Source organism: Allomuricauda sp. M10, assembly GCF_020782875.1.
GTDB lineage: Bacteria > Bacteroidota > Bacteroidia > Flavobacteriales > Flavobacteriaceae > Flagellimonas.
In genome coordinates this window covers 826,971-851,712 of the sequence record NZ_JAJGBN010000001.1, presented here as the reverse complement: position 1 = coordinate 851,712, position 24,742 = coordinate 826,971, and the positions used below count along the sequence as shown (strand labels likewise).

Genomic DNA, 24,742 nt, shown 5'->3' with positions numbered 1-24,742 from the left:
ACGTTGAATCTGTTCCCCTATTGTTTTATATTTGTCCACTCTAAAAATGGGGTATGAAGATTTCTTACAACTGGCTGAAGCAATTTTTGAATATTGATTGGGACTCGCAAAAAACAGGCGAACTTTTAACAGATTTAGGTCTGGAAGTTGAGGGTATATCCAAATTCGAATCGGTTAAGGGCAGTTTAAAGGGCATTGTGGTAGGCCACGTGATTACTTGTGAACAACACCCGAATGCAGACCGACTGAAATTGACCACTGTAGATGTTGGCCAAGAAACCCCCTTGCAAATTGTTTGTGGTGCTCCCAACGTTGCTGCTGGGCAAAAAGTTCCCGTGGCAACCATTGGTACCACCTTGTATACCAAAGAAGGGGAAGCATGGGTGATTAAAAAAGGTAAAATCCGTGGTGAAGAAAGCCAGGGAATGATCTGTGCCGAAGACGAAATTGGTCTGGGCAGCAGTCACGCTGGCATAATGATCCTGAACGAAGAATTGAAACCCGGTACACCTTGTTCCAAGATTTTTGATGTGGTGGATGATGAGGTTTTTGAAATAGGCCTTACCCCTAACCGGGCCGATGCCATGAGCCATTTTGGCGTGGCACGCGATCTAAAGGCCGGGTTGGAGCAAAAGGAAATCCAAAAAGAACTGGTTACCCCTTCCACAAGTAACTTTTCCATTGATAATCGTTCGTTAAAAATCGATGTGGAAGTGAAGGATAGCCATTTAGCCCCACGATACTGTGGTGTAACCATCAGTAATATCATTGTTCAAGATTCCCCAGATTGGTTAAAAAATCGATTGAAGGCCATTGGCCTATCACCCATCAACAATGTGGTGGATGTCACCAACTACGTGTTGCACGATCTTGGGCAACCTTTGCATGCTTTTGATGCTTCCAAAATAAAAGGCAACAAAATTGAAGTGAAAACTTTGGCGGCCGGTACCAAATTCAAGACCTTGGATGGGGTGGAAAGGGAATTGCATGCCGAAGATTTGATGATCTGTGATTCTGAAAAACCCATGTGTATTGCCGGAGTTTTCGGTGGATTGAACTCGGGGGTTACCGAGAACACTTCTTCCATATTTTTGGAAAGTGCCTATTTTGACCCAATCGCTATCCGAAAAACAGCCAAAAGACATGGCCTTAATACGGATGCTTCCTTCCGTTTTGAAAGAGGTATCGACATTAACATGGCCGAATATGCCCTAAAGCGCGCAGCACTGTTAATCAGGGAAATTACCGGAGGTTACATTTCTTCTGAAATTGTAGATCTCTATCCCAAAAAGCCTCAGGATCGCCAGGTCTTTTTGACCTTCGACAAGATTTATAACCTTATTGGACAGGAAATTCCGAGGGATACCATCAAATCCATTCTTTCTTCTTTGGAAATAAGAATCAACAACGTGACGGAATCCGGACTTGGTTTGACCATTCCTACCTATCGAGTGGATGTTACCCGTGAGGTGGATGTTATCGAGGAAATCCTGAGGGTCTATGGCTATAACAATATCGATTTTAAGGAAAAACTGAATGCATCCATTGCCACAACTTCTAGGTTTGAAAACCATAGGATCCAGGATATCGTTGGAAACACTTTGGCCGCCAAAGGTTTTTATGAAATCATGACCAATAGTTTGGTTTCAGTCGACACCCTATCTTCCGAAGATGAAAACCTAGCCGTAAAAATGTTGAATCCCCTTAGCTCTGACCTTTCTGTGATGCGGACTTCCATGTTATCTTCAGGTCTTCAAACTGTGGGATACAACCATAACAGACAAAAAAACGACCTTAAGCTTTTTGAGTTTGGCAAGACCTACAGCAAAACTGCTGACGGACATGAAGAAAAAAGGCATCTAGCCCTTTATGTTTCCGGCGAGCGCAAACAGGACTCTTGGACCACTGCTTCAAAAAACACGGATTTCTTCTATATAAAAGGGATTGTGGAAACGATTTTTGAACGCTTGGGCATAAAGGACCTTGGGGTACAACCACAACATCTTGACCATTTATCCGAAGGATTGAGCTTGGTGAAAAACAATATCACTTTGGCTTCTTTTGGGTTGGTATCCAAGAAAGAGCTTAAAAAATTCGACTTGAAACAAGAAGTTTTCTTTGCGGATTTTAATTGGGATGCCATTTTGGAATCCGTGAGCACCCAAAACGTAACTTTTAGGGAAATACCAAAATTCCCAGAGGTTACCCGCGACTTTGCCTTGTTGCTGGATGATTCGGTAAGTTTCCAAAAGGTGTATGATATCGCATGGAAAACTGAAAAATCGCTTTTGAAAAAGGTAAACCTCTTTGATGTGTACACGGGCAAAAACCTTCCAGAAGGCAAAAAATCCTATGCAGTGAGCTTCACTTTGCTGGATGAGGACAAGACCCTTACCGATAAGCAAATCGACAAGATTATGGGCAAGCTATTAGCTCAGTATCAAAAGGAATTGGGAGCGGAACTTCGCTAATTACATTTGCGTAGGTAGAATCACACTATCAATTTCATGAACCACGTCGTCCTTGTTCAAATTGAGGTCTGCTGTGGTGATGCGCGCTGTATTCCCCATGGGGTCGGTCAGAACAATATCGTAACCATCCAAATGGGCCATTAATTTTTTCCCTTGGACAGTGGTGAAGCTTGCCTGACCATTTCCCCTACACATTGCCCGTAAAATACGACTAGCCGTTAACTGTCCGGCTACGATATGGTAGGTCAACAACGATTTCAGCTCGCTTTTGTCCTTGGAATTGATGAGTTGCGCAATTTTTTCACTGGAAAATTTTTCAAAAGCGGCATCCGAAGGAGCAAAAATGGTGAAGGGCCCAGATTTATCCAACAAATCTTCTAATTGGGTCGCTTTTACGGCCGCCAAAAGAATCTTGTGATTATTGGTCTCTTCTGTACTGAAATTTAGGTCTTTGGAAGCAGTTTGGGCCATTCCCGAAAGAGAAAAGACCATGCACATGCCAAGTAGGATTTTCGAAATGGGGGTTTTCATCAGTGTTCTTAAGGATTTGGGACCAACTTTTTTAGTATAATTATACGATTAAATGCCAAAAACTTCGATAAGATACATCAATTTCCTGAATTCCAATTTGAAAATTCGATAGCTTGCCTCATTTAACAATATCTTAACATTTAGAATTTTATGACGGATGTCATATTCAAGAATTCAATTCCTTAACTTTGAGAGAATTGCTAAGAAAAACGACCCAAATGTTCCAGAAAACAGACATTCACCGTAAACTCCAAAGAACCAAGGAGAACCAACCAAGAGAAGCTCAAATCTTGTCCGAAGTACGTGAGATTTTAAAGCAAGACAACCTTAAGGAAGCAAGGATCCAACAACAATTGGGAAGCCAAAACAACGGCAACCACAATCATTTTGATTTTGACCTTTTGGAGACCGATAAGATCTTTCACATTGACCAAATCAAGGAAATTTGCATTGACTACAGGCTTCGCTTTTTGAACAGCTCCTATTTTAAAGGAAAGATTCCACAAGAAGCCATTTCAAAAATCAAACATTTGGAAAAACTCCATAACACGGAACTCAAAGGGTTCAAAATCATGGCGCCTTCCAAGCTCTTCAAGTTGGAAGATAAGGACGACCCCCTGCTTTTTGCACCTATCGGCAACGAATATTTCTATTTGGTACACAAATGGGGCAACGACCTACATCCCTTGCGTAAATTAATGGTTTGGCCCTTCAAGAACGTTGGTAACTTGGTAATTCTGGTCCTGTTGATCAGCTATTTGGTGACTTTGATGGTGCCCGAAGGTCTTTTTTCCAAAAAAAGCACTACAGCGGAATTCTGGATCATTTACTTCTTTATGTTCAAATGCATTGCCTCCGTGGTAATCTTTTACGGATTTGCCTTGGGGAAAAATTTCAACCCCGCCATTTGGAACAGCAAGTATTTTAATACCTAGGCCGTAACGGCATACATTTTATCACGCTGCTCCCTGATGGTCTTGTCTGACATATAATCATCAAAGGTCAAGTAGCGATCTATGGTTCCTTTAGGCGTAAGTTCAATGATTCTGTTGGCTACAGTGTGCACAAACTCATGGTCATGAGTGGTCAACAGCACGGTTCCCTTAAAGTTTTTCAAGGAGTTGTTGAAGGCCGTAATACTTTCGAGATCCAAGTGGTTGGTAGGTTCATCCAACATCAACACATTGGCACGGAGCATCATCATACGGCTTAGCATGCAACGTACTTTTTCACCACCGGAAAGCACGGTACATTTTTTAAGGGCCTCTTCGCCACTGAAAAGCATTTTACCCAAGAATCCCCTAATGTAGACTTCTTCCCTCTCCTCTTCGGTTTTGGCCCATTGACGCAGCCAGTCCACCAAATTGATGTTGTCCTTGAAAAAATCGGAATTATCTGCCGGCAAATAGGATTGGGTTGTGGTCACTCCCCATTGGAAGCTGCCACTGGTTGCCTTCGTTTTGCCAGAAATGATATCGTAAAAAGCCGTAGTGGCCCTAGAGTCTTTTGATAAGATAGCAACCTTGTCCCCTTTTGCCAAGTTGATGTTCACATCTTGGAAGAGTAAATCCCCATCATCAGAAGTTGCGGACAATTTTTCAATGTTCAAGATTTGGTCACCAGCTTCGCGCTCCCTATCAAAAATGATGGCAGGGTATCTTCGGCTAGACGGTTTTATATCTTCTACCTTCAGTTTGTCCAACATTTTTTTACGCGAAGTAGCTTGTTTGCTCTTGGCCACGTTGGCGCTAAAACGCATGATGAACTCTTGAAGTTCCTTGGCCTTTTCCTCGGCTTTCTTGTTTTGTTGGGCACGCTGGCGAGCAGCCAATTGGCTACTTTCGTACCAGAATGTATAGTTACCTGAGAACAGGTTTATTTTTCCAAAATCGATATCTGCGATGCTGGTACACACGGCATCCAAAAAGTGCCTGTCGTGAGATACCACGATCACGGTATTTTCATAGTTGCCCAAGAAATTCTCCAACCAGTTGATGGTCTCGTAATCCAAGTCGTTGGTAGGCTCATCCATCACCAAAACATCGGGATTTCCGAATAGGGCCTGGGCCAAAAGTACCCTCACCTTCAATTTGGAATCCATATCGGCCATAGTGGTGTAATGCAGGTCTTCGGTAATGCCCAAATTAGACAAAAGGGCGGCAGCATCGCTATCGGCGTTCCAGCCGTTCATTTCTTCAAACTGCACCTGTAGTTCCCCTATCTTCTCTGCGTTTTCATCCGTATAGTCTGCATAAAGCGCATCGATCTCCTTTTTGATCTTGAACAAAGGTTTGTTCCCCATCACCACGGTTTCCAATACCGTAAATTCATCATAGGCATTGTGGTTCTGTTCCAAAATGGACATCCTTTTTCCTGGTTCCAAATGCACATGGCCCGAGGTCTGGTCAACCTGTCCAGAAAGAATTTTTAGAAAAGTGGATTTTCCAGCACCGTTGGCGCCAATGATCCCGTAACAGTTGCCATGGGTGAAGGTGACGTTCACTTCATCAAACAACACTCTTTTGCCAAACTGTACGGATAAATTGGATACTGATAACATGCAACTATGTAATTTTTGTGCAAAAGTAGCTAAAACGAATCCTTATTTCTAACATAATCAGCGTTAATTGAACGGCAGAATTGAGCACCTTAACAACATTTAACGACCCATTAACAACGTGGACCCACCTGTATTGCTATTTTTGGTAGCCTAATGGAAGGTTCCCTGCATATGGTAAAATTTTTACTCGGCCTCACCTTACTATTCGTATTCTCTTGTTCTGACAAAACAGAACAACAATCAACAGTTTTTTTTGGTGGCGAAATTGTCAACCCAACAAGCGACTATGTGGTGCTCTATCACAACGATTCTTATGTGGATTCTGTAAAACTGGACGACAATAATAGATTTGCCTTCAACTTGGACAGTATTGATGAAGGGCTTTATCACTTTGACCATGCGCCCGAGCTCCAATACGTGTATCTACAACAGGGAGATAGTCTGTTGGCACGTTTGAATACCGTCGAGTTTGACGAATCCTTGGTATATTCCGGAACCGGGAGCGAAATCAACAATTTCTTGATAGAAATGTTCTTGAGCAATGAGAAAGATAATGATGCCGTTCAGGATTTTTATCCGTTGGACCCGGATGAATTCAGTCGCAAAATCGATTCCCTCCGTGCCCTTAAACTGGAGCACTTGGAACAATTTGCCGCCGACAACCAATTATCGGAACGTGTTTTGGACATGGCCAAGGCTTCCATTGATTATGATCTGTACATCAACAAGGAAAAGTACCCTTTCTTCCATAAGAAACAAACTGGAGAGGTAGCCTTTCATGACCTTCCTGCCAATTTTTACGATTTTAGGAAGAACATTGATCTGGACAATAAAGACTTCACTTATTTCAGGCCCTATTTTGATTACATGAAGTGGCACTTTGGGAATTTGGCCTACATGACCTGTCTTGACAATTGCACTACGGAGGGGCAACCGGTCAGTGATCGTTTACATTTCAATAAGCACAAATTGACCCTTGTGGATAGTATAGTGAAGCAGAACAATCTTCGCGACATCCTGTTCCGCAACATCGCTATCGACTATTTGTTGAAGGAGCACAATCCCAGTGAGGAATGCCGTTTGTTCATCGATAAGTTCCAATCACTGTCTTCCAACGAAGAACACAAGGAAGAAATTGACTTACTCTACAAAAGCATCAAAAACCTCCAACCCAATACCACCCTTCCCAATCTAGCTTTAAGGGATGCGGATGACCATGAAGTGTCTCTCAAGGAATTGGCCAACGATAAAAAGAACACCGTATTTTATTTTTGGACCGCTTCCCAAATGAAACATTTCAAAAATGTGAACCAGCACATCACCGAACTGGAAAAAAAATACCCGCACTATAATTTTGTGGGCATCAACCTTAGGACCAGCTATTCGCAATGGAAAATGTTGATGGATGAGTACCATTTGGACAAGACCAAACAGTATTACGGGGAAAACTTCAAAGAAATACAAATGGCCATGATCATTGATGGTCTCAACAAGTGTGTGATTGCCAAGGACACCGTGGTCATTGATGGTTTTGCCGACCTGTACAAATCCTTATAAATAAGAAAGCCCCGAAAATTCAGGGCCTTCTCATTTTATTTTTATCCTAATTACTTAAGAATTTCCTTTTCTATAATCGGCAAGGAATTGCTGCAGACCGATATCGGTAAGTGGGTGTTTCAACAATCCTTCAATAGATGATAACGGTCCGGTCATGACATCGGCACCAATCTTGGCACAATCGATCACGTGCATGGTGTGACGGATGGATGCCGCCAAAATTTGGGTCTCAAATTCATAGTTGTCATAAATCAAACGAATTTCAGAGATCAAATTAAGACCATCGGTGGAAATATCATCCAACCTGCCCAAAAATGGAGAAACATAGGTTGCTCCAGCTTTGGCGGCCAACAATGCCTGCCCTGCGGAGAACACCAGGGTACAATTGGTTCGGATTCCTTTATCGGAAAAATATTTAAGTGCCTTTACCCCATCTTTGATCATCGGGATCTTAACCACAATCTGCTCGTGTAGATCGGCCAATTCTTCACCTTCCCTGATCATACCTTCCAAATCGGTGGCGACCACTTCAGCGGAAACATCGCCTTCCACAATGTTGCAAATGTTCACGTAATGTTTAAGAATATTGTCCTTTCCTGTAATGCCTTCCTTGGCCATTAGGGATGGATTGGTGGTCACCCCATCAAGCACGCCCAAAGCTTGGGCTTCCTTAATCTGGTCAAGATTGGCGGTATCAATAAAAAATTTCATCGGTAACTGTTTATGATTTGTTTTTAAGGGTTATAAAACTACAACTTATAATGGTTGATCAATAGCTTTTCGTATACTTTATCGGGCAAAATGCTTTTTAGTTTCAAGGAAAACTTTTGCATGAACGCCCCAACAGGATTGTGAACCTTAGGTTTGCCTTGTTGCATAATCTTATAGACTGCCTGGGCCACTTGAATGGGGTCCCCAGCACTGTCCACATCATCATTGATGGCATTAATGGTCTGGGCATATTTATCCTCATAGGCAGAACCATCCAAAACGGGTGCATGATATCTACCAGCGGCAATATTGGTGGCAAAATCACCAGGGGCAATATTGGTGACGGTCACTCCAAAATCCTTTACTTCCATACGTAGCGCTTCGGTAATCAATCCCAAAGCACCTTTGGTTGCAGAGTAAAATCCACGATAAGGCAAGCCCATGTATCCAGCTATGGAAGTAATGTTGATGATGGTTCCCCCACCCTGCTTGCGCATTTGTGGCAGAACGGCCTTCATCATATGAACGGGTCCATGAAAATTGGTATCAAAAACTTTTAGGATTTCTTCATGAGGGGTCTCTTCAATGGGACCGGTGATGCCCACCCCTGCGTTGTTGATCAACACGTCCAATCGGCCAGCTTTTGCAATAACTTGCTTTACGGCATTTTGAACACTATCAACATCCTTTACATCTAATTGGATCAGCTCAAAGGCATCAAAATCGGGGTAGTTTTGGGGATTACGGGCAGTACCATAAACTTTGCATCCCTTGGCTGATAAAAAGGTTCCAATGGATTTTCCGATGCCGGACGAACCTCCTGTGATCAGTACAACTTTATTTTCCATGATTGCTTAAATTCTGGAAACAAAAAACGGCAAGCTACCTACATCGCACCGCTACAACCATATACCCTTGCTGCGTTCCCACCCTGGGGGATTCTACGGGAGCTGGTCGTGTAGGACTTGCCGAGTGCAAATATACGACCTTTTAAATTTGTCGCAATCCCAATTCATTCTTAATTTCGAAGTTCTAGGAACAGATCGCATGAAAAATGAAATTAAGACCATGGTGAAACTTTTTTCTTTAACGGGAATCCTTCTCTTCTTTTTGGCCTGCGGAGGCAATTCGGACCCTTCCAAATTCTTTTCCATTCAATTGGAAAACAAGACCCTACATCAAAATGAACAGGTTGGCGTCGCCTTAAAAAACAAGAAAGGACTCGAAATTTCCAACCTTACATATTATATGGATGGAAAGGAATTACCTGTTGAAAATGGAAAAATAACTTTGGATCTTCCCACTTTGGGCAACAAAAAATTGATCGCCAAATTTGATTTGGACGGTCAATCCGTAGAAGTTGAAGAAGATTTGAGGCTTTTGGCCGCTTCCGCTCCTGAAGTGTATACCTATGAAATCATCAACACTTATCCACATGACACCAAAGCGTACACGCAGGGATTGGAATTTCATGATGGTTTGCTCTATGAAAGTACCGGGAAACGTGGCGCGTCCTCTGTAAGGAAAGTGAATTTTGAAACAGGCGAAGTACTTCAAAAAATAGACATCGACAATTCCCTATTTGGAGAGGGCATCACCTTAATGAACAACAAACTGTACCAGCTAACCTGGCAAAGTGGAATGGGCTTTGTGTATGATGCCTCCAATCTTGAAAAAATCAAAAGCTTTACCTATGGTAAAAGCCGGGAAGGCTGGGGACTTTGCAATGATGGCAAAAAAATATTCAAGAGTGATGGTACTGAAAAAATCTGGTTCCTTGATCCTGAAACCTTGGAAGAAACGGGCCACGTAGAGACGGTGACCAACAAATCCATCTTCAATATGGCCAACGAATTGGAATATGTGAATGGAAAACTTTACGCCAACGTTTACCAAAAGGAAAGCATGATGATCATTGATGCCACTTCCGGGGCCATTGAAGGGGTCATCAATTTTGGCGGACTCAAAAGCCAAGTAAAAAAGGGGTCGGAATGGGATGATACCAATTCGGTATTGAACGGAGTGGCCTATCACCCCGAAAGAAAGACCTTTTTTGTAACCGGCAAAAACTGGGACAAACTGTTCGAGGTGCAAATCCTTAAAAAGAATTGATGCAAACCTTTTCGGAAGTCTTTGAGGTGGTACAAGATGACCTTGATGATTTGAACCACGTAAACAATGTTCGGTATGTGGAATGGATCCAGACAATCTCCAAAAATCATTGGGAAAAAGTGACCACGGAGGACATGAGGAAGGAAATGATCTGGGTGGTTCGGAACCACTATATTTCGTACCATAAATCTGCCCTTTTGGGCGATACCATCCTGATCAACACTTATATTGAAAGTAACAAGGGACCTATTTCTACACGAATCGTAGAAATCAAGAAAAAAGACAGCGATGAACTGTTGGTGAAAGGTGTTACGGAATGGTGCCTTTTGGATGCCGTTACTTTCCGACCAAAACGGGTACCGGAGGCGGTTCAGTCACTTTTTATGTGAGCGTTAATTCGCTTCACACTTATCAAGTTCTGATCGGATTTTTAGAATAATTCGCATCTATTTATGTAGTTCATCGAATAACAGGGATTCGGGAGGTCATTAAGGTTCCAAAAATTAGGATAAAACCACTTCAAGTCGTAAACTAGTAGTAGACCAAAGAAACAAACGACCAAAAAACCGACCGAACTTATGCGAAATATCTACTCATTCAGGCAATATCCAACCAAAATTCCAAAACGTTGAAGCAGTAAAACTTCAATAAAAATCCCCCTGAAAATTAACTTGTTGCAAACTCATTTTTCGTTACCACTTTTTGTGAATTAACGAATTTTTAAGAGAAGCTGTAGGAAAATCAATCGATTTGTAATGAAACCCATAGTTTTTTTAAGGGAAAACTGCAATGGGATTTTTATGGGCGTTAGTAACTTGCAATCAGCATTTTGCACATGGAATATACCTATAACATCATTGACTCGAACGCTACTTCCAAGCTACAATTGCAGCTCTATTTGGAGGAGTATGAAGATTTGACTTGTTCCGGAGTAGCCACCAGTGCATCGGAAGGGCTGAATACCCTTTTGAAACATTCCCCGGACCTTGTATTGATCAATTTAGGTGAAGACGGGATGGACTATTTTCAAATGGTGACCGAACTGAACCAGTATATGCCCTCCCTACCTATTATCATTGGGTACGCTACCACTAAAAAGTACGCCTACAACGCCATTAAAAGCGGTTTCTTTGATTATTGGATCCTTCCCCACAACGAGTTTGACATCAGAAAGACCATTCTCCGTTTAAGGAAGCTGCATCCAAAACAGGATATTCCCTCTACGATTTGCCTCAAGTCCTATAATGATTACCGTTATTTGGATACCAAAAACATCCTGTATCTAAAGTCGGACAACAATACCACGGACTTTTATATGAAGGACGGGAATGTAATCAGTGCATTCAAGACGCTAAAATCGTTCGAGGATAAACTTCCGGAAGGATTCATCAGGATCCATCAAAGCTATATCTTGAACAGTCGCTACGTTTCACGCATCAATTATGGCAAATCCATTTGTACCTTAAGCCATGACCGTGAAGAGGAACTACCTTTCTCCAAAACGTACAAGGACAAGATCGATATGCTGAAGGAAATCCTCTCCAAAACGGCGGTAAAGGCACTCAACTAACCAAATTCTATCAAAATCCTGTAGAATACTCACAGAATTCCGTATTCCACTAAACTCATTTTGCCTTACACAATAAGCTATCAGGGTCTATATATCTTGGCTCCATAAACCAATTTTAACACCCTAAAACCTAGCATTATGAGAAAAGTAGTAAGCATTTTGGCAATCGCATTATTGACCGTTGGATTTTATTCTTGCGAAGCGGATACCGATGTACAGGACACCGAAGCAACCTTTAAACAATTGAAGGTAGACCAGAGCGCTACAGATGGCGAAGGAACTGTTTCAGAAGGAAGAGGACAATAATAGAAGTAAGATTGAATCATGAGAAGTGCATCACGGATACTTCTAAACCTGATTATTTTAGCAATGCTTATTATTTATAAGCAAGATGAACGTATCTTGAATAAAGATTCTAAATATATAAGTGAAGCCAAAACATTGGAAGAACTCCAGGAAATTCAATTCAAACATCGTATTGAAGTAGGAGTGAGAAAACAGAGTTTAGCTAGATTGGAACTCAATGTTGGCGAACAACGGACTTTTTGACCGAACAATTAATATATCAAAGCCCCTAACCTGTAAAGTTTTGGGGCTTTTTTATTAATTTGGATGATGACTCAAGCACCTATCAATTGAAAGTATTCATTTTTTTACTGGCAACATTGTTCATTTTCAGCTGTAGCAAGAAAAGAAATAAGGAAGAAGCATCTTCCAGTCCAGAAATTGATTCAATACAAGAATGGTTGGCGGTAGCAAAAAAAGCTCAGGAATTATCCTATGAAGATCGAAAATTTTATTTAGAGAAAGCAGAAAGGAGTGCTGGTCGATTAAAAAATGATACAACTCGTGTAAATCAACTTTCCAATATTTCTTTAGTATACAAAAACCTAAAGGATTCATTGAACTTTAGAAAATCAAGTGCCAATGTAATTCAACAGGCAAGAGACGCTAGGTTGTTTATGGAATTGGGTAATTCTCATTGGGATTTGGCCCATTTTTTTGAATCCTATTCGGTCCTGGACAGTGCTTTTTATCACTACGAAAAAGCATTGAACAACTTTGAAAAACTTCCCCGTGACGAATCACTTCAATCGATAGGAATCATGTTTTATAATATGGCTAGGATTCAAGACTCATATAAAGATTATTTGGGTGCTGAAAATAGTTTATACAATGCTTTAAAAATATTTGATGAGCTTGAAGACTATAAAAGAATTCACAATTGCTATAATGTCTTGGGTGTCATTTCAGGGGGAATGAAAAAATTTGACGAATCCTTGATGTATTATAAAAAGGCCGGGGAATATCTGGAAAATTTGGAACCTTCAGAAAGTCAAAACCTTGTTTGGATTAACCAAAATAATATTGCCAGTACCCTCATGAGAATGAAGGAATACTCCAATGCCATTGACACCTACTCCAAACTCCTTACCGATACCAAATTTAGAGAGCAAGACCCCGATTTATATACCAAAGCTATTTCAGGACTTGCATACTCCATTTTTAAATCTGGCGGAGACTTAGAAAAAGTGGCGAGTCTGTTAAACGAAGCGTTAGTGGTCACCAATGAACAAGGTAAAGAACAAGATCTTGCACGACCAAAACAATATTATGCAGAGCTTTTGGCATTTGAAGGTGATACCATAAAGGCAATTCAGTTAGCTAAAGAAGCCCATGATATTGCCAAAGAAACCTATAACAACGATCGCTCTCTGGAAACCCTTCAATTATTGGGACAATTGGATACCGCCAATGCAAAATCATATTTTGAGGAATACTCCAAGCTCAATGAGGCCATTCAAGAAGAAGAGCGCACCAAAAGGGACAAGTTTGCCCGTATACGTTTGGAAACCGATGAGGTCATCGAAAAAAACGAGATCCTTACCCAAGAGAAACAGGTTTGGGTCGGTGCGGCACTCGCCCTTATCCTTTTTGGTGCTGCATTTTTGATCATCGTAACCCTTTACATCAACAATAGCCGACTCAAATTCCGTCAAAAACAACAAGAGAGCAACCAAGAAATCTACAACCTCATGTTGTCCCAACAAGGTAAATTTGAAGAAGGGAAACAATTGGAGCAAAAACGAATTTCGGAAGAGCTCCATGATGGCATTTTGGGAGAAATGCTCGGTATTCGACTCATTTTAAGCGGATTGAACGAACGCGAAGATGAAGCATCGGTTACCCAACGCGCAGGACTCATTGAAAAACTAAGGGACGTGGAAGAAGAGATCAGGACCATTTCGCATGAGCTCAACAATGCCTCTTATGAAAAATTTCATAATTTTATTGTGTCGTTGGAAGATATGATCGATGGTATCCAAAACTCTTCCGGCATATCATGTTCTTTTACTTTTGACAACAAAGTAAATTGGGATAATTTGTTGGGAGACATCAAAATCAATGCCTACCGAATTGTCCAAGAGGCACTTAAAAATTGCGTCAAACACGCCAAAAGTAAACATGTGGATATTTCTTTTGAATCCGTTGGGAACAAATTGAAATTGACCATTATGGATGACGGCGTCGGATTTGATTTGAACAAGGGAAAACGTGGAATTGGATTGCGAAACATCATTTCACGAGCTAAAAAAATACACGCTGCGCTCGATATTGACAGCAAGAAAGGAATAGGCACCACCATTACGGTGACCATTCCTGCCATTTATATCGATTCGGATGCAGTAGAACGCAAAGAAGTGTTGAACACCTAACTTTTGCTAATAAAAATTTGAAATGGAAACGCTTAGAATTTTAGCCATAGATGACCATGAAATGACCATGCTCGGATACAAGTTTATTCTGGAGGGCATTGAACTGGAAGGCCATACCATTATTGTGGACACAGCCACCACTTACGAAGCGGGCAAAAAACTCATCGAGGATTCCGTGCATTCCTTTAAATACGACATTCTATTCTTGGACGTGCAACTTTTTGCCCCTAACGAAGAACAACCACACTCCGGTGAGGATTTGGGTATTTTGGCCCGAAAGATCGTCCCTGAAAGCAAGATCGTATTCATGTCCTCCTTTAGTGACAATTACAGGATCAACAGCATCTTAAAAACAGTGGACCCTGATGGTTATTTGGTGAAAACCGACATTGACCCAAGAACCTTGGAAGATGCTGTAAAAACTATCATCTCGGACCCTCCGTATTATTCCTCCAAGGCACTCTCCGCCATCCGCAGAAAAATGGCCAACGATATTGAATTGGACGAAAAGGACAAGCAAATATTATTTCACCTTTCCAAAGGGACCAAGAACAAGGATCTTGAGAAATACATTCGGCTTTCCCCCTCTTCCATTGAAAATAGAAAACGGCACTTAAAGACACTTTTTGGCACCGAAAACGAGAACGATCTGGCCCTTATCCTAGCAGCGAAAAATAGAGGCTTTATTTAGCCCTAAAATAAGCCGACCTTCAAAAAGCATGTTTTAGTAATTTTTATTGACGCTTTCTTGCCGTAAACCCCCTACAATTACGGGAAACCCATAGAATTTTTAAGGTTTTCGTGTAATCCCGTCAGGAAGATTCATCCTATTTTTAAGGAAAAAGAAAATTACTCCCATAAAATATGTCGTTCCCAAGAAAAACCAATAGCAATCGTAACAGTGGCGCAAAGGTATTTGAGGCCGCTAACGGACTCGACGATTTTCTAAAAACTTTGGAAAAGGACTTTTTTGCATCGGCCAAGGTCCAATGTAAATTTAACCATGCCGAGAACAGGGCGGATCTGATCCTTGACCTGCATCTCAATTTTGGGCTGATTGACTGTCTTAGGCATTTTAATAATGGGGACTGGGGAGGCGTTACATTTTCTGAAGAAAGTCAATCCACCATGTCATCATCCGTGGAAGTGGCACTTAAAAAATTGAATTCCCAGAACAACCATTCACTAGATATATTGGAGCTTTCCCTGCATTTTGCAGAGACTTCCATCATCATATCCCGATTATACGAACATAGCATCGTCAAACAATTGGGGCCAATCATTTCTGGCATCGGACAACATTTTGTGTACTTCACCAAAGGATTGACCGAAATGCCCTATGAAATCTTTGTTCCTGTTTTTGAAGATACCACCTTGGAAAACCCGCGTACCAAAACGGCCCAATATGGGTATTTTGATTATTGGGGGCTTTATTTTGAAAATCAGTCCCAGCATGAAGCCATGATCTATTCCCTGAACAGCAAAAAACTGGAAAAGGAAGATTTGTTCCTTTTCGAATAAAACATAGTACTTGTAAGCAAATACTAAGCACTGAACAAAGGTCGCGACTTCATCAAATCGTTGACCTTTTGTTTTATTTGGGCTATTTTCTTTTCGTTTTCAGGATCCTTGATCACCTCATCGATGAAGCCAACAATGGTTTCCATGTCGGCTTCCTTCAATCCCCTAGTAGTAATGGCCGGAGCACCAAAACGAATACCTGAAGTAATAAAAGGTGATTGGGTATCGAACGGTACCATGTTCTTATTGGCCGTGATAGCGGCATGTTCCAACACTTTTTCCGCATCCTTACCGGTAATGTTCTTGTTCCTTAGGTCGATCAACATCATATGGTTGTCCGTTCCGCCAGAAATAACTTTGTAATCCAGGGACATGAATGCCTTGGCCATAGCTGCGGCATTTTTCTTCACTTGGATCATATAATGCAAGAAATCATCGGAAAGTGCTTCTCCAAAAGCAACTGCTTTGGCGGCTATGATGTGTTCCAACGGACCACCTTGGTTTCCTGGGAAAACGGCAAGGTCTAAAAGTGCTGACATTTTCCTTAGTTCCCCATTTTTCAAAGTAATACCAAACGGATTGTCAAAGTTTTCGCCCATCAATATAAGGCCACCACGAGGACCTCTCAAGGTTTTGTGGGTGGTTGTGGTCACAATATGGCAATGTGGAATAGGATCGTTCAGGATTCCTTTGGCGATAAGTCCCGCAGGGTGCGAAATATCCGCAACCAAAATGGCGCCGACACTATCCGCAATTTCCCGGAAGCGTTTAAAATCCATATCCCTGGAATAGGCAGAGGCACCAGCGATAATCAATTTCGGTTTTTCCTTATCCGCAATTTCTTGGATCTTGTCGTAGTTCAAGGTTCCGGTTTCTTCATCAACACCATAAAAAACGGGATTGTACAACTTTCCAGAGAAATTTACGGGTGATCCATGGGTCAAGTGCCCTCCATGCGAAAGGTCAAATCCCAAAATGGTGTCACCAGGCTGTAAACAAGCATGGTAAACCGAAGCGTTGGCCTGAGAACCCGAGTGGGGCTGCACGTTAGCATATACGGCCCCGAACAATTCCTTGGCACGGTCAATAGCCAATTGTTCCACTTGGTCCACGACCTCACAACCACCATAGTAGCGTTTTCCCGGATAGCCTTCTGCATATTTGTTCGTTAAAACCGAACCTGCCGCTTCCATTACCTGTGGACTGGTAAAGTTCTCGGAAGCTATCAATTCAATTCCTTCAATCTGTCTTTCCTTTTCTTTTGCTATCAAATCGAAAATCGCTTGGTCTCGTTGCATTGCCTATGGTTTTTTAATAAGCGGTAAAATTACAAATTGAAAGGGGATTAAAACCTAAAAAAAGTGGATTGACCATCAAATTTATCAAACGGCAATTAACAATTTTTACCTTTTGTAAGAATGCCTCAAAACACTCATTTCTAAGCTTTTCACCGAAAATATACTACCGTTCATCCTTTTTCGTTAATAAGAAGTGGTTTTTTGGCACAGCTCTTGAACCCGCCTAAGTAACCAGTAAAATCGACGACCATGAAAAAAGTTCTACTCTTAACCACAATTATCGTTCTTGCCGCTTGTGGAGGTGTCAAGAAAACCCAAGAGGCCCTGAATACCGGAAACTATGTTACCGCAATGAACAAGGCCATTAAAAACTTGGCTGAAAACAAGACCAAAAAAGGGAATCAGGAATACATCACACTTTTGGAAGAGGCCTTTGCCAAGCATACCGAAAGGGAACAGCAGGAAATCGCTTTCTTGCAAAATGATGGCAATCCGGCCAATTTGGAAAACATCTACAATAAGTATTTGCAGTTGAAACAGATCCAAGAAAGGATCAAACCTCTGCTTCCACTTCATATTAATGACGAAGGCAGAAATGCCAAGTTCAATTTTGTGAACTACGACAATAAAATTCTGGCTACCAAGGATGATCTATCCGAGCATCTTTACGAAAACGCCTCAAATTTGTTGGCCACAGCCGAATACAAAGCGGATTTTAGGGCCGCCTATGACGATTTGAAGTATCTTCAGGAAATAAATCCCGGATACAAGGAAACCATTGCCAAAATGGACCAAGCCTACAACAAAGGATTGGAATATGTTCGTGTAGAGATTGCTAATCAGACCGAGCAGATCATTCCTGAGCGTTTGGAAAGCGAACTATTGGATTTTAATGCTTTCGGCATTGACAATTTCTGGTTGCAATACCACACCAACCCATTGGCCAATGTAAAGTATGATTATGCCATGAACCTCGATTTCATGGAAATCAATGTCTCTCCTGAGCGTGTAAACGAAACCCAAATCATCAAGGAGAAACAGATCAAGGATGGTTGGGAATACTTATTGGACAAAAATGGAAATGTTGTGAAGGACAGCTTGGGCAATAAGATCAAGGTTGATAAAATGCGTACCGTTACTTGTAAGTTCTTCCAGTTCACCCAAACCAAAAGTGCCCAAATTGGGGCTAAGGTTCGGTTCACCGACTTAAACAACGGTCAGGAAATCAATGCTTATCCTCTTTCCAGCCAGTTTGTTTTTGAACATGTGTTCGCCAATTATCAAGGTGATAAAAGAGCTTTGGAAGACGACCTTTTGGTTTATCTGAACGCTAGGGAAGTTCCTTTCCCATCCAATGAACAAATGGTATATGATGCCGGAGAAGACCTCAAAGCGAGGCTGAAAGGCATTGTCTCAAAATATCAATTCAATTAATTCAATTTTGGAATAGTGTCACATCGAGCGCAGTCGAGATGAGAAAAAGTTCTCGACTGCGCTCGAACCGACATTTTCTCGACTTTTCGTCTCTACAAATATTTTGAAAAGTCTATATCCGCTATCGCCCCATGCGAAGTATGAAAAGTCACTTCCCCATCTTTGATGATCAACATCTGAGGTGATTCATGACGAACACGAAACTTATGGGCAATTTCATTGGAAATGTCCCTGTGGTGCTGAATGGTCAAAAAATAGAGGTCACAATCCGTTTCCAGATCATAGGAATTGGTAAACATGTTCAACACCATACTGCTGATCCCGCAGGTGCTGGAGTGTTTATAGATTACCTGTGCTCTTTGGTTTGATTTTTCCAAAATCATATCCAATTGAGTCCTATCATTTAATTCTATCCAAGGCAATTGCTTTTGCTCTTGTTTTTCCTTCTTTCCGAAGACACTGTCAAATATTCCCATACTGCAAATTTAGTTCATAGGTCGTTGTACTTCAAAAAGCTTACACCTGACTAAATGTCCTTTATTTTTAAGGATTATCAGACATTTTGACGGTAATTCTACGCTGGTAGGATTCTTGACTATAGAGAGAAAAACAACGACGATGAACTTTAATAATTTTACCATAAAATCACAGGAAGCCATTCAACGGGCCCAGCAATTGGCCCAAGAATTAGGGCATCAACAAATTGAGAACGAACACCTTTTCAAAGCTATTTCAGAAGTGGATGAAAACGTGCTTCCCTTCATTTTGAAGAAATTGAACGTAAACGTAAACCTGCTGAACCAAATCTTGGATAAGGAACTTCAAAGTTTCGCCAAGGTTTCGGGAGGAGATATCATGTTGTCAAGAGAAGCAGGAAAAACCGTTAACGAAGCTAGCATAGTGGCCAAGAACATGGGGGACGAATTCGTTTCCTTGGAACATTTACTGTTGGCCATTTTCAAGTCAAAAAGTAAAATCTCCCAAATCCTCAAAGATCAAGGCGTAACCGAAAAAGATTTGACCGCTGCCATACAGGAGTTGCGCAAAGGAGGTAAGGTGACCTCACAAAGTGCCGAGGAAACTTATAACTCTCTGGACAAATACGCCAAGAACCTGAACCAGTTGGCTGACAGTGGCAAATTGGACCCCGTAATCGGTAGGGATGAGGAAATCAGAAGAGTTTTGCAGATTTTGTCTAGGCGTACCAAGAACAACCCTATGTTGGTAGGAGAACCCGGTGTGGGTAAAACTGCCATTGCCGAAGGGTTGGCCCATCGAATTGTACAAGGAGACGTGCCTGAAAACTTGAAGGACAAGATCATTTACTCCTTGGATATGGGTGCCTTGATTGCTGGCGCCAAATACAAAGGGGAATTTGAGGAACGACTTAAAGCTGTCATAAAAGAGGTAACCTCATCAGACGGTAATATTGTACTGTTTATTGACGAGATCCACACTTTGGTGGGTGCTGGAGGTGGACAGGGAGCCATGGATGCCGCAAACATATTGAAACCTGCCTTGGCGAGGGGTGAACTCCGCGCCATTGGTGCCACAACCTTGGATGAGTACCAAAAATACTTTGAGAAGGACAAAGCTCTGGAACGTCGATTCCAAAAAGTAATGGTAGACGAGCCCGATACCGAAAGTGCCATCTCCATCCTTAGGGGTATCAAAGAAAAATATGAGGCACACCACAAGGTCCGTATTAAAGACGAGGCGGTAATCGGTGCAGTGGAATTGTCACAACGCTATATCACCAACCGGTTCTTACCAGATAAGGCCATCGACCTTATGGACGAGGCCGCTTCCAAACTTCGAATGGAAATCAACTCCAAACCCGAAGAATTGGATGTATTGGACAGAAAGATCATGCAGCTCGAAATAGAGATAGAAGCCATCAAAAGGGAAAACGACAAGGCCAAATTACAGACCTTGAACCTGGATCTGGCCAATTTGAAGGAAGAGCGACATGAGATCTTTGCCAAATGGGAAAGTGAAAAAACGGTGGTGGACAATATCCAAAAAACCAAGGAAGATATTGAAAACTATAAAATGGAAGCCGAACGTGCCGAACGTAATGGGGACTACGGAAAAGTGGCCGAGCTACGTTATGGCAAGATCAAAGAAGCCCAGGAAAAACTGGACAAGTTGGAAGATGAGCTTGCCAAACAGCAAACCGCAGGCACGTTGATCAAAGAAGAGGTGACTTATGAGGATATAGCGGAAGTGGTCGCCAAATGGACCGGAATCCCTGTCACCAAAATGATGCAGAGCGAGCGTGAAAAATTATTGAAGTTGGAAGATGTGCTCCATCAACGGGTGATTGGTCAAGATGAGGCTATCACTGCCGTTTCTGATGCGATTAGAAGAAGTAGGGCAGGTCTACAGGATGAGAAGAAACCCATCGGTTCCTTCCTATTCTTGGGAACTACCGGTGTGGGTAAAACGGAATTGGCCAAAACCTTGGCCGCTTATCTGTTCGATGATGAAAATGCCATCACCCGAATCGATATGAGCGAATACCAAGAGCGTCACTCTGTGAGCCGATTGGTGGGTGCACCTCCCGGATATGTGGGTTATGACGAGGGCGGTCAATTGACCGAGGCCGTGAGAAGAAAACCCTATTCCGTGGTCTTATTGGACGAGATAGAAAAAGCGCACCCTGACACCTTCAACATTCTCTTGCAGGTTTTGGATGAGGGAAGGTTGACGGACAACAAAGGTCGTTTGGCCGATTTCAAAAACTCTATCATCATCATGACCAGTAACATGGGAAGTGATATCATTCAGGAAAAGTTTGAAAACGCCATCGACATGGAAAGTGCTTCGGAAGCTGCACGGGTAGAAGTTTTGGGATTGTTGCGTAAAACCATCCGTCCTGAATTCTTGAACCGAATCGACGACATCATCATGTTCGCACCTTTGAACAAAAAGGACATCAAGGATATTGTGGGACTTCAGTTGAACAGCTTGAAGAAAATGTTGGCCAAACAGCACATCACTTTGGATGCTACCCAAGAAGCCATCGATTACTTGGCACAAAAAGGGTACGACCCTCAATATGGTGCAAGACCCGTTAAACGATTGATTCAAAAAGAGGTGCTTAACAATCTATCCAAAGAGTTGTTGGCAGGTAAGATCCAATCGGACAGCATTGTACTTTTGGATTCCTTTGATGACGAACTGGTATTCAGAAATCAGGATGAGTTGATTCAGAAATAATTAAACAATTCACTACAAGGCGAAACCTTCCTCGAGCAATTGGGGAAGGTTTTTGTTTACGGTAAAGTCAAATTTGTTGGATATCAAAATCGGACTAGGTCTTTACATTTAAATCCTTATTTTAGCTAGCGACACATATTTAGCTACAAACTGAAAACCGACCCATGCCACTAATCATAGCCGTTCTCGGCATTCTTCTCTTGTTCTTGCTGATTGCCAAAGTAAAACTGAATGCCTTTTTAGCCTTTATCATTGTTTGCCTTTTTGTTGGAATTTTTCAGGGCATGGAACTGGGAAACCTGGTGCTGTCCATTCAACGGGGAATTGGCAATACCTTGGGCTTTTTGGTATTGATCCTTGGGCTTGGCGCCATGTTGGGCAAATTGGTCGCGGATAGCGGTGCCGCACAACGGATAACCACCCAATTGGTGGCCAAATTTGGATTGAAACACGTGCAATGGGCCATGGTCATCACCGGTTTCATTGTTGGGATTCCGATGTTCTATTCCGTTGGCTTTGTCATCCTGATTCCCTTAGTGTTTACCGTTGCGTATTCCACAGGGCTTCCATTGCTCTATGTTGGTTTACCGATGCTTACTTCGCTTTCTGTAACGCATGGTTACCTTCCACCCCACCCTGCACCCACCGCCATTGCGGCTATGTTCAATGCGGATATCGGCAAAACCTTGTTGTACGGTCTTTTTATTGCCATTCCTGCCATTATTGTGGCTGGACCTTTGTTTGCGCGTACCATCAAAAAGGTGGAGGCCAAACCGCTTAAAGAATTTTACAACCCGAATAGTATTCCAGAGGAAGAACTACCCTCTACTTTCATCAGTATTTTTACTGCCCTATCCCCTATTCTTTTAATTGGAATCGCGATTGTGGCAGAAAATTTTATGGAGGAAAGTTTGCTTCGCAGCATCCTCACCTTCATCGGAAATCCTGTCATCGCTTTATTAATTTCGGTGCTTTTCGCCATTTATTCCTTAGGCATTGCCAAAGGGAAGGAAATGTCCAAAATCATGGCCTCCTTAACTTCATCCGTAACTGGTATCACCATGATTTTATTGATCATTGCCGGTGCCGGGGCTTTGAAAGAAGTGTTGATAGACAGCCATGTAAGCGATTACATTGCCGATAGTCTGAAGGGTTCCAGCATATCTCCCTTGATTTTGGCCTGGCTTATTGCCACTGCCATCAGGGTCAGTGTGGGTTCAGCTACCGTAGCCGGATTGACCGCTGCAGGAATTGTTTTACCCTTGGCTTCCAGCACTGGAGTGAGTCCAGAATTGATGGTTTTGGCCATCGGTTCCGGAAGTTTGATGCTCTCCCATGTCAACGATACCGGATTTTGGATGTTCAAGGAATACTTCAACCTTTCGGTAAAGGAAACCCTGTCTACTTGGACGGTCATGGAAACCCTTGTGGGCATCATGGGCCTCATTGGGGTTTTGGTTTTAAATACAATCATTTAATTAGATATATGCAAAGTTTGCCTACCAAACGATTAGAGGAATTGAATATTCAACTTCCTCCCGCTCCACCACCTGCAGGGGTGTACAAACCAATATTGGTCGTGGATAATTTTTTATACGTATCCGGTCAAGGGCCCATTAACATGGATGGCTCCAAGATGGTTGGCCGCGCCGGGGATGACCTAGACAAGGATCAAGCAAAATTGGCCGCCCGTCAAGTGGGTTTGACCATGCTTTCTACCATTTCCACCCATTTTGGCAGCTTGGATAAAATCAAAAGAGTGGTCAAAGTGCTAGGGATGGTGAACTGTACCCCTGATTTTGGCAATCAACCCTATGTGATCAATGGTTTTAGCGAATTGATGGCCGATGTTTTCGGCGAAGATAACGGTATAGGCGTTCGTAGCGCCGTAGGCATGATGCTCCCGGGCAACATTGCCGTGGAAATCGAGGCCATGTTCGAACTTCATCCATAAGACACCTGTTATGTTCATTTTTGATGCCCATCTAGACCTTTCCATGAATGCCATGGAGTGGAATCGGGATTTAACGCTTGCCGTACCAGAAATTAGGGAACGTGAAGCAGGAAAGACCGACAAGCCAGACCGTGGCAAGAATATGGTTTCGCTGCCTGCCATGCGAGAGGGCAACATCGGTCTTTGCGTTGCGACGCAAATTGCCCGATATGTAAAAAAAGAGAATCGCCTGCCCGGATGGCATTCCCAGCATCAAGCTTGGGCACAGACCCAAGGACAATTAGCGTGGTACAAATCCATGGAAAAGGCCTGTGAAATGGTTCAGATTAAGAATTTGAACGACATGGAAAGCCATTTGGCGCTGTGGCAAACTGACCAATCCAACAAGCCCATTGGTTTTATTCTTAGTCTGGAAGGTGCCGATTCCATTGTGGATTTGGACTATTTGGAACAATCCTATGAAAGTGGTTTACGGGCTATCGGTCCTGCGCATTACGGCCCTGGAGTTTATGCCTATGGAACGGATTCTGTGGGCGGAATTGGAGCGAAAGGAAAAGAACTATTGAAAAAAATAGAGGAACTCAACCTGATTCTGGATGCCACACACCTGTGCGACATGAGCTTTTGGGAATCGATGAAAGTCTATAATGGCCCCGTTTGGGCGAGTCATAACAATTGCCGGAAGCTTGTAGATCACAACAGGCAGTTTTCAGATGAGCAAATCAAGGAATTGATCCAAAGAAAAGCTGTTATCGGGGTTGTTTTGGATGCTTGGATGATGGTTCCCAATTGGGTCCGAGGAAAATCTACACCGAAGGATATGGGTGTCACTTTAGAAATCATGATCGATAACATTGATCACATTTGTCAATTGGCAGGCAATACAGACCATGTGGGCATTGGTACCGATTTGGATGGCGGTTATGGATTGGAACAAAGCCCTGCGGACATGGATACCATTGCCGACCTTCAAAAAGTTCCGGACCTCCTAAAAAAACGAGGGTATAGCCAAACGGATATTGACAAGATCATGAATCTTAATTTTCTCAACTTCTTAAGAAGGGTTTGGGCATAAACGAATTAC

The 24,742-nt window shown here is 42.3% G+C and carries 22 protein-coding genes and 1 other RNA gene; 16 read left to right on the top strand and 7 right to left on the bottom strand.

The window, feature by feature from the left end; all coding sequences use genetic code 11:
• Positions 1–53: 53 nt before the first annotated feature.
• Positions 54–2,471 (top strand): phenylalanine--tRNA ligase subunit beta, encoded by a 2,418-nt coding sequence (gene pheT / locus LKX84_RS03995; protein ID WP_228235818.1) that lies wholly within the window; start codon positions 54–56, stop codon positions 2,469–2,471.
• Here the strand turns inward: pheT and LKX84_RS03990 are convergent, their stop codons facing one another.
• Entirely contained in the window at positions 2,472–3,002 is a 531-nt protein-coding gene (locus tag LKX84_RS03990) for a fasciclin domain-containing protein (RefSeq protein WP_228235817.1), read from the bottom strand.
• A 218-nt stretch (positions 3,003–3,220) separates the two neighbouring features.
• Between LKX84_RS03990 and LKX84_RS03985 the strand changes: the two genes are divergently transcribed.
• On the top strand, positions 3,221–3,937 hold the full coding sequence (locus LKX84_RS03985) for a hypothetical protein (protein ID WP_228235816.1): 717 nt from the start codon (positions 3,221–3,223) through the stop codon (positions 3,935–3,937).
• Here LKX84_RS03985 and LKX84_RS03980 read toward each other — a convergent pair.
• Positions 3,934–5,562, bottom strand: coding sequence for an ABC-F family ATP-binding cassette domain-containing protein (locus LKX84_RS03980; RefSeq protein ID WP_228235815.1), 1,629 nt, complete (start codon positions 5,560–5,562; stop codon positions 3,934–3,936). The two genes, LKX84_RS03985 and LKX84_RS03980, sit on opposite strands and share 4 nt — an antisense overlap.
• Positions 5,563–5,715: 153 nt before the next feature.
• Between LKX84_RS03980 and LKX84_RS03975 the strand changes: the two genes are divergently transcribed.
• Positions 5,716–7,119 (top strand): TlpA family protein disulfide reductase, encoded by a 1,404-nt coding sequence (locus LKX84_RS03975; protein ID WP_228235814.1) that lies wholly within the window; start codon positions 5,716–5,718, stop codon positions 7,117–7,119.
• Positions 7,120–7,173: 54 nt separating this feature from the next.
• On the opposite strand, the gene fsa is transcribed toward LKX84_RS03975, so the two are convergent.
• The 3 genes from fsa to ffs form a co-directional block, all read right to left on the bottom strand.
• Positions 7,174–7,830 carry a fructose-6-phosphate aldolase gene (gene fsa / locus LKX84_RS03970; protein ID WP_228235813.1) on the bottom strand — a complete coding sequence of 219 codons (657 nt, stop codon included), beginning with the start codon at positions 7,828–7,830 and terminating at the stop codon, positions 7,174–7,176.
• A gap of 38 nt (positions 7,831–7,868) precedes the next feature.
• Positions 7,869–8,678, bottom strand: coding sequence for an SDR family oxidoreductase (locus LKX84_RS03965; RefSeq protein ID WP_228235812.1), 810 nt, complete (start codon positions 8,676–8,678; stop codon positions 7,869–7,871).
• 24 nt (positions 8,679–8,702) lie between these two features.
• Positions 8,703–8,801: signal recognition particle sRNA small type (gene ffs, locus LKX84_RS03960), an RNA gene on the bottom strand.
• 76 nt (positions 8,802–8,877) lie between these two features.
• Here ffs and LKX84_RS03955 point away from each other — a divergent pair.
• The 8 genes from LKX84_RS03955 (at position 8,878) to LKX84_RS03920 (ending at position 15,750) form a co-directional block, all read left to right on the top strand.
• A complete protein-coding gene (locus LKX84_RS03955) occupies positions 8,878–9,942 on the top strand; it encodes a glutaminyl-peptide cyclotransferase (protein ID WP_228235811.1) in 1,065 nt (354 codons plus the stop codon).
• Complete coding sequence (locus tag LKX84_RS03950; protein WP_228235810.1) at positions 9,942–10,331, top strand: acyl-CoA thioesterase; 390 nt, start codon at positions 9,942–9,944, stop codon at positions 10,329–10,331. Before LKX84_RS03955 ends, LKX84_RS03950 begins: the two co-directional genes overlap by 1 nt.
• 446 nt (positions 10,332–10,777) lie before the next feature.
• Positions 10,778–11,512: a LytR/AlgR family response regulator transcription factor gene (locus LKX84_RS03945; RefSeq protein WP_228235809.1), complete on the top strand. Its 735-nt coding sequence runs from the start codon at positions 10,778–10,780 to the stop codon at positions 11,510–11,512.
• A 138-nt stretch (positions 11,513–11,650) separates the two neighbouring features.
• A complete protein-coding gene (locus LKX84_RS03940; RefSeq protein WP_228235808.1) occupies positions 11,651–11,818 on the top strand; it encodes a hypothetical protein in 168 nt (55 codons plus the stop codon).
• An 18-nt stretch (positions 11,819–11,836) separates the two neighbouring features.
• Positions 11,837–12,061 carry a hypothetical protein gene (locus LKX84_RS03935; RefSeq protein WP_228235807.1) on the top strand — a complete coding sequence of 75 codons (225 nt, stop codon included), beginning with the start codon at positions 11,837–11,839 and terminating at the stop codon, positions 12,059–12,061.
• An 86-nt stretch (positions 12,062–12,147) separates the two neighbouring features.
• Positions 12,148–14,229 carry a sensor histidine kinase gene (locus LKX84_RS03930; RefSeq protein ID WP_228235806.1) on the top strand — a complete coding sequence of 694 codons (2,082 nt, stop codon included), beginning with the start codon at positions 12,148–12,150 and terminating at the stop codon, positions 14,227–14,229.
• Between the two features lie 22 nt (positions 14,230–14,251).
• Positions 14,252–14,920, top strand: a complete 669-nt coding sequence (locus tag LKX84_RS03925) for a histidine kinase (RefSeq protein ID WP_228235805.1) — start codon at positions 14,252–14,254, stop codon at positions 14,918–14,920.
• A gap of 173 nt (positions 14,921–15,093) precedes the next feature.
• A complete protein-coding gene (locus LKX84_RS03920; protein WP_228235804.1) occupies positions 15,094–15,750 on the top strand; it encodes a hypothetical protein in 657 nt (218 codons plus the stop codon).
• 23 nt (positions 15,751–15,773) lie between these two features.
• Here LKX84_RS03920 and glyA read toward each other — a convergent pair whose 3' ends face one another.
• Positions 15,774–17,048, bottom strand: coding sequence for a serine hydroxymethyltransferase (gene glyA, locus LKX84_RS03915; protein ID WP_228235803.1), 1,275 nt, complete (start codon positions 17,046–17,048; stop codon positions 15,774–15,776).
• 249 nt (positions 17,049–17,297) lie between these two features.
• Here glyA and LKX84_RS03910 point away from each other — a divergent pair, with 249 nt between their 5' ends.
• Positions 17,298–18,482: a hypothetical protein gene (locus tag LKX84_RS03910; RefSeq protein ID WP_228235802.1), complete on the top strand. Its 1,185-nt coding sequence runs from the start codon at positions 17,298–17,300 to the stop codon at positions 18,480–18,482.
• A 92-nt stretch (positions 18,483–18,574) separates the two neighbouring features.
• Here LKX84_RS03910 and ytxJ read toward each other — a convergent pair whose 3' ends face one another.
• Positions 18,575–18,958, bottom strand: coding sequence for a bacillithiol system redox-active protein YtxJ (ytxJ, locus tag LKX84_RS03905; RefSeq protein WP_228235801.1), 384 nt, complete (start codon positions 18,956–18,958; stop codon positions 18,575–18,577).
• Positions 18,959–19,100: 142 nt separating this feature from the next.
• On the opposite strand from ytxJ, the gene clpB reads away from it, so the two are divergent.
• From clpB to LKX84_RS03885, 4 genes are all read left to right on the top strand, one after another.
• Positions 19,101–21,704 (top strand): ATP-dependent chaperone ClpB, encoded by a 2,604-nt coding sequence (clpB, locus tag LKX84_RS03900; protein WP_228235800.1) that lies wholly within the window; start codon positions 19,101–19,103, stop codon positions 21,702–21,704.
• 164 nt (positions 21,705–21,868) lie between these two features.
• Positions 21,869–23,182, top strand: coding sequence for a gluconate:H+ symporter (locus LKX84_RS03895; protein WP_228235799.1), 1,314 nt, complete (start codon positions 21,869–21,871; stop codon positions 23,180–23,182).
• 8 nt (positions 23,183–23,190) lie between these two features.
• A complete protein-coding gene (locus LKX84_RS03890) occupies positions 23,191–23,658 on the top strand; it encodes a RidA family protein (RefSeq protein ID WP_119648901.1) in 468 nt (155 codons plus the stop codon).
• A 10-nt stretch (positions 23,659–23,668) separates the two neighbouring features.
• Positions 23,669–24,733, top strand: a complete 1,065-nt coding sequence (locus LKX84_RS03885) for a dipeptidase (RefSeq protein ID WP_228235798.1) — start codon at positions 23,669–23,671, stop codon at positions 24,731–24,733.
• The last annotated feature ends 9 nt before the right edge of the window (positions 24,734–24,742 follow it).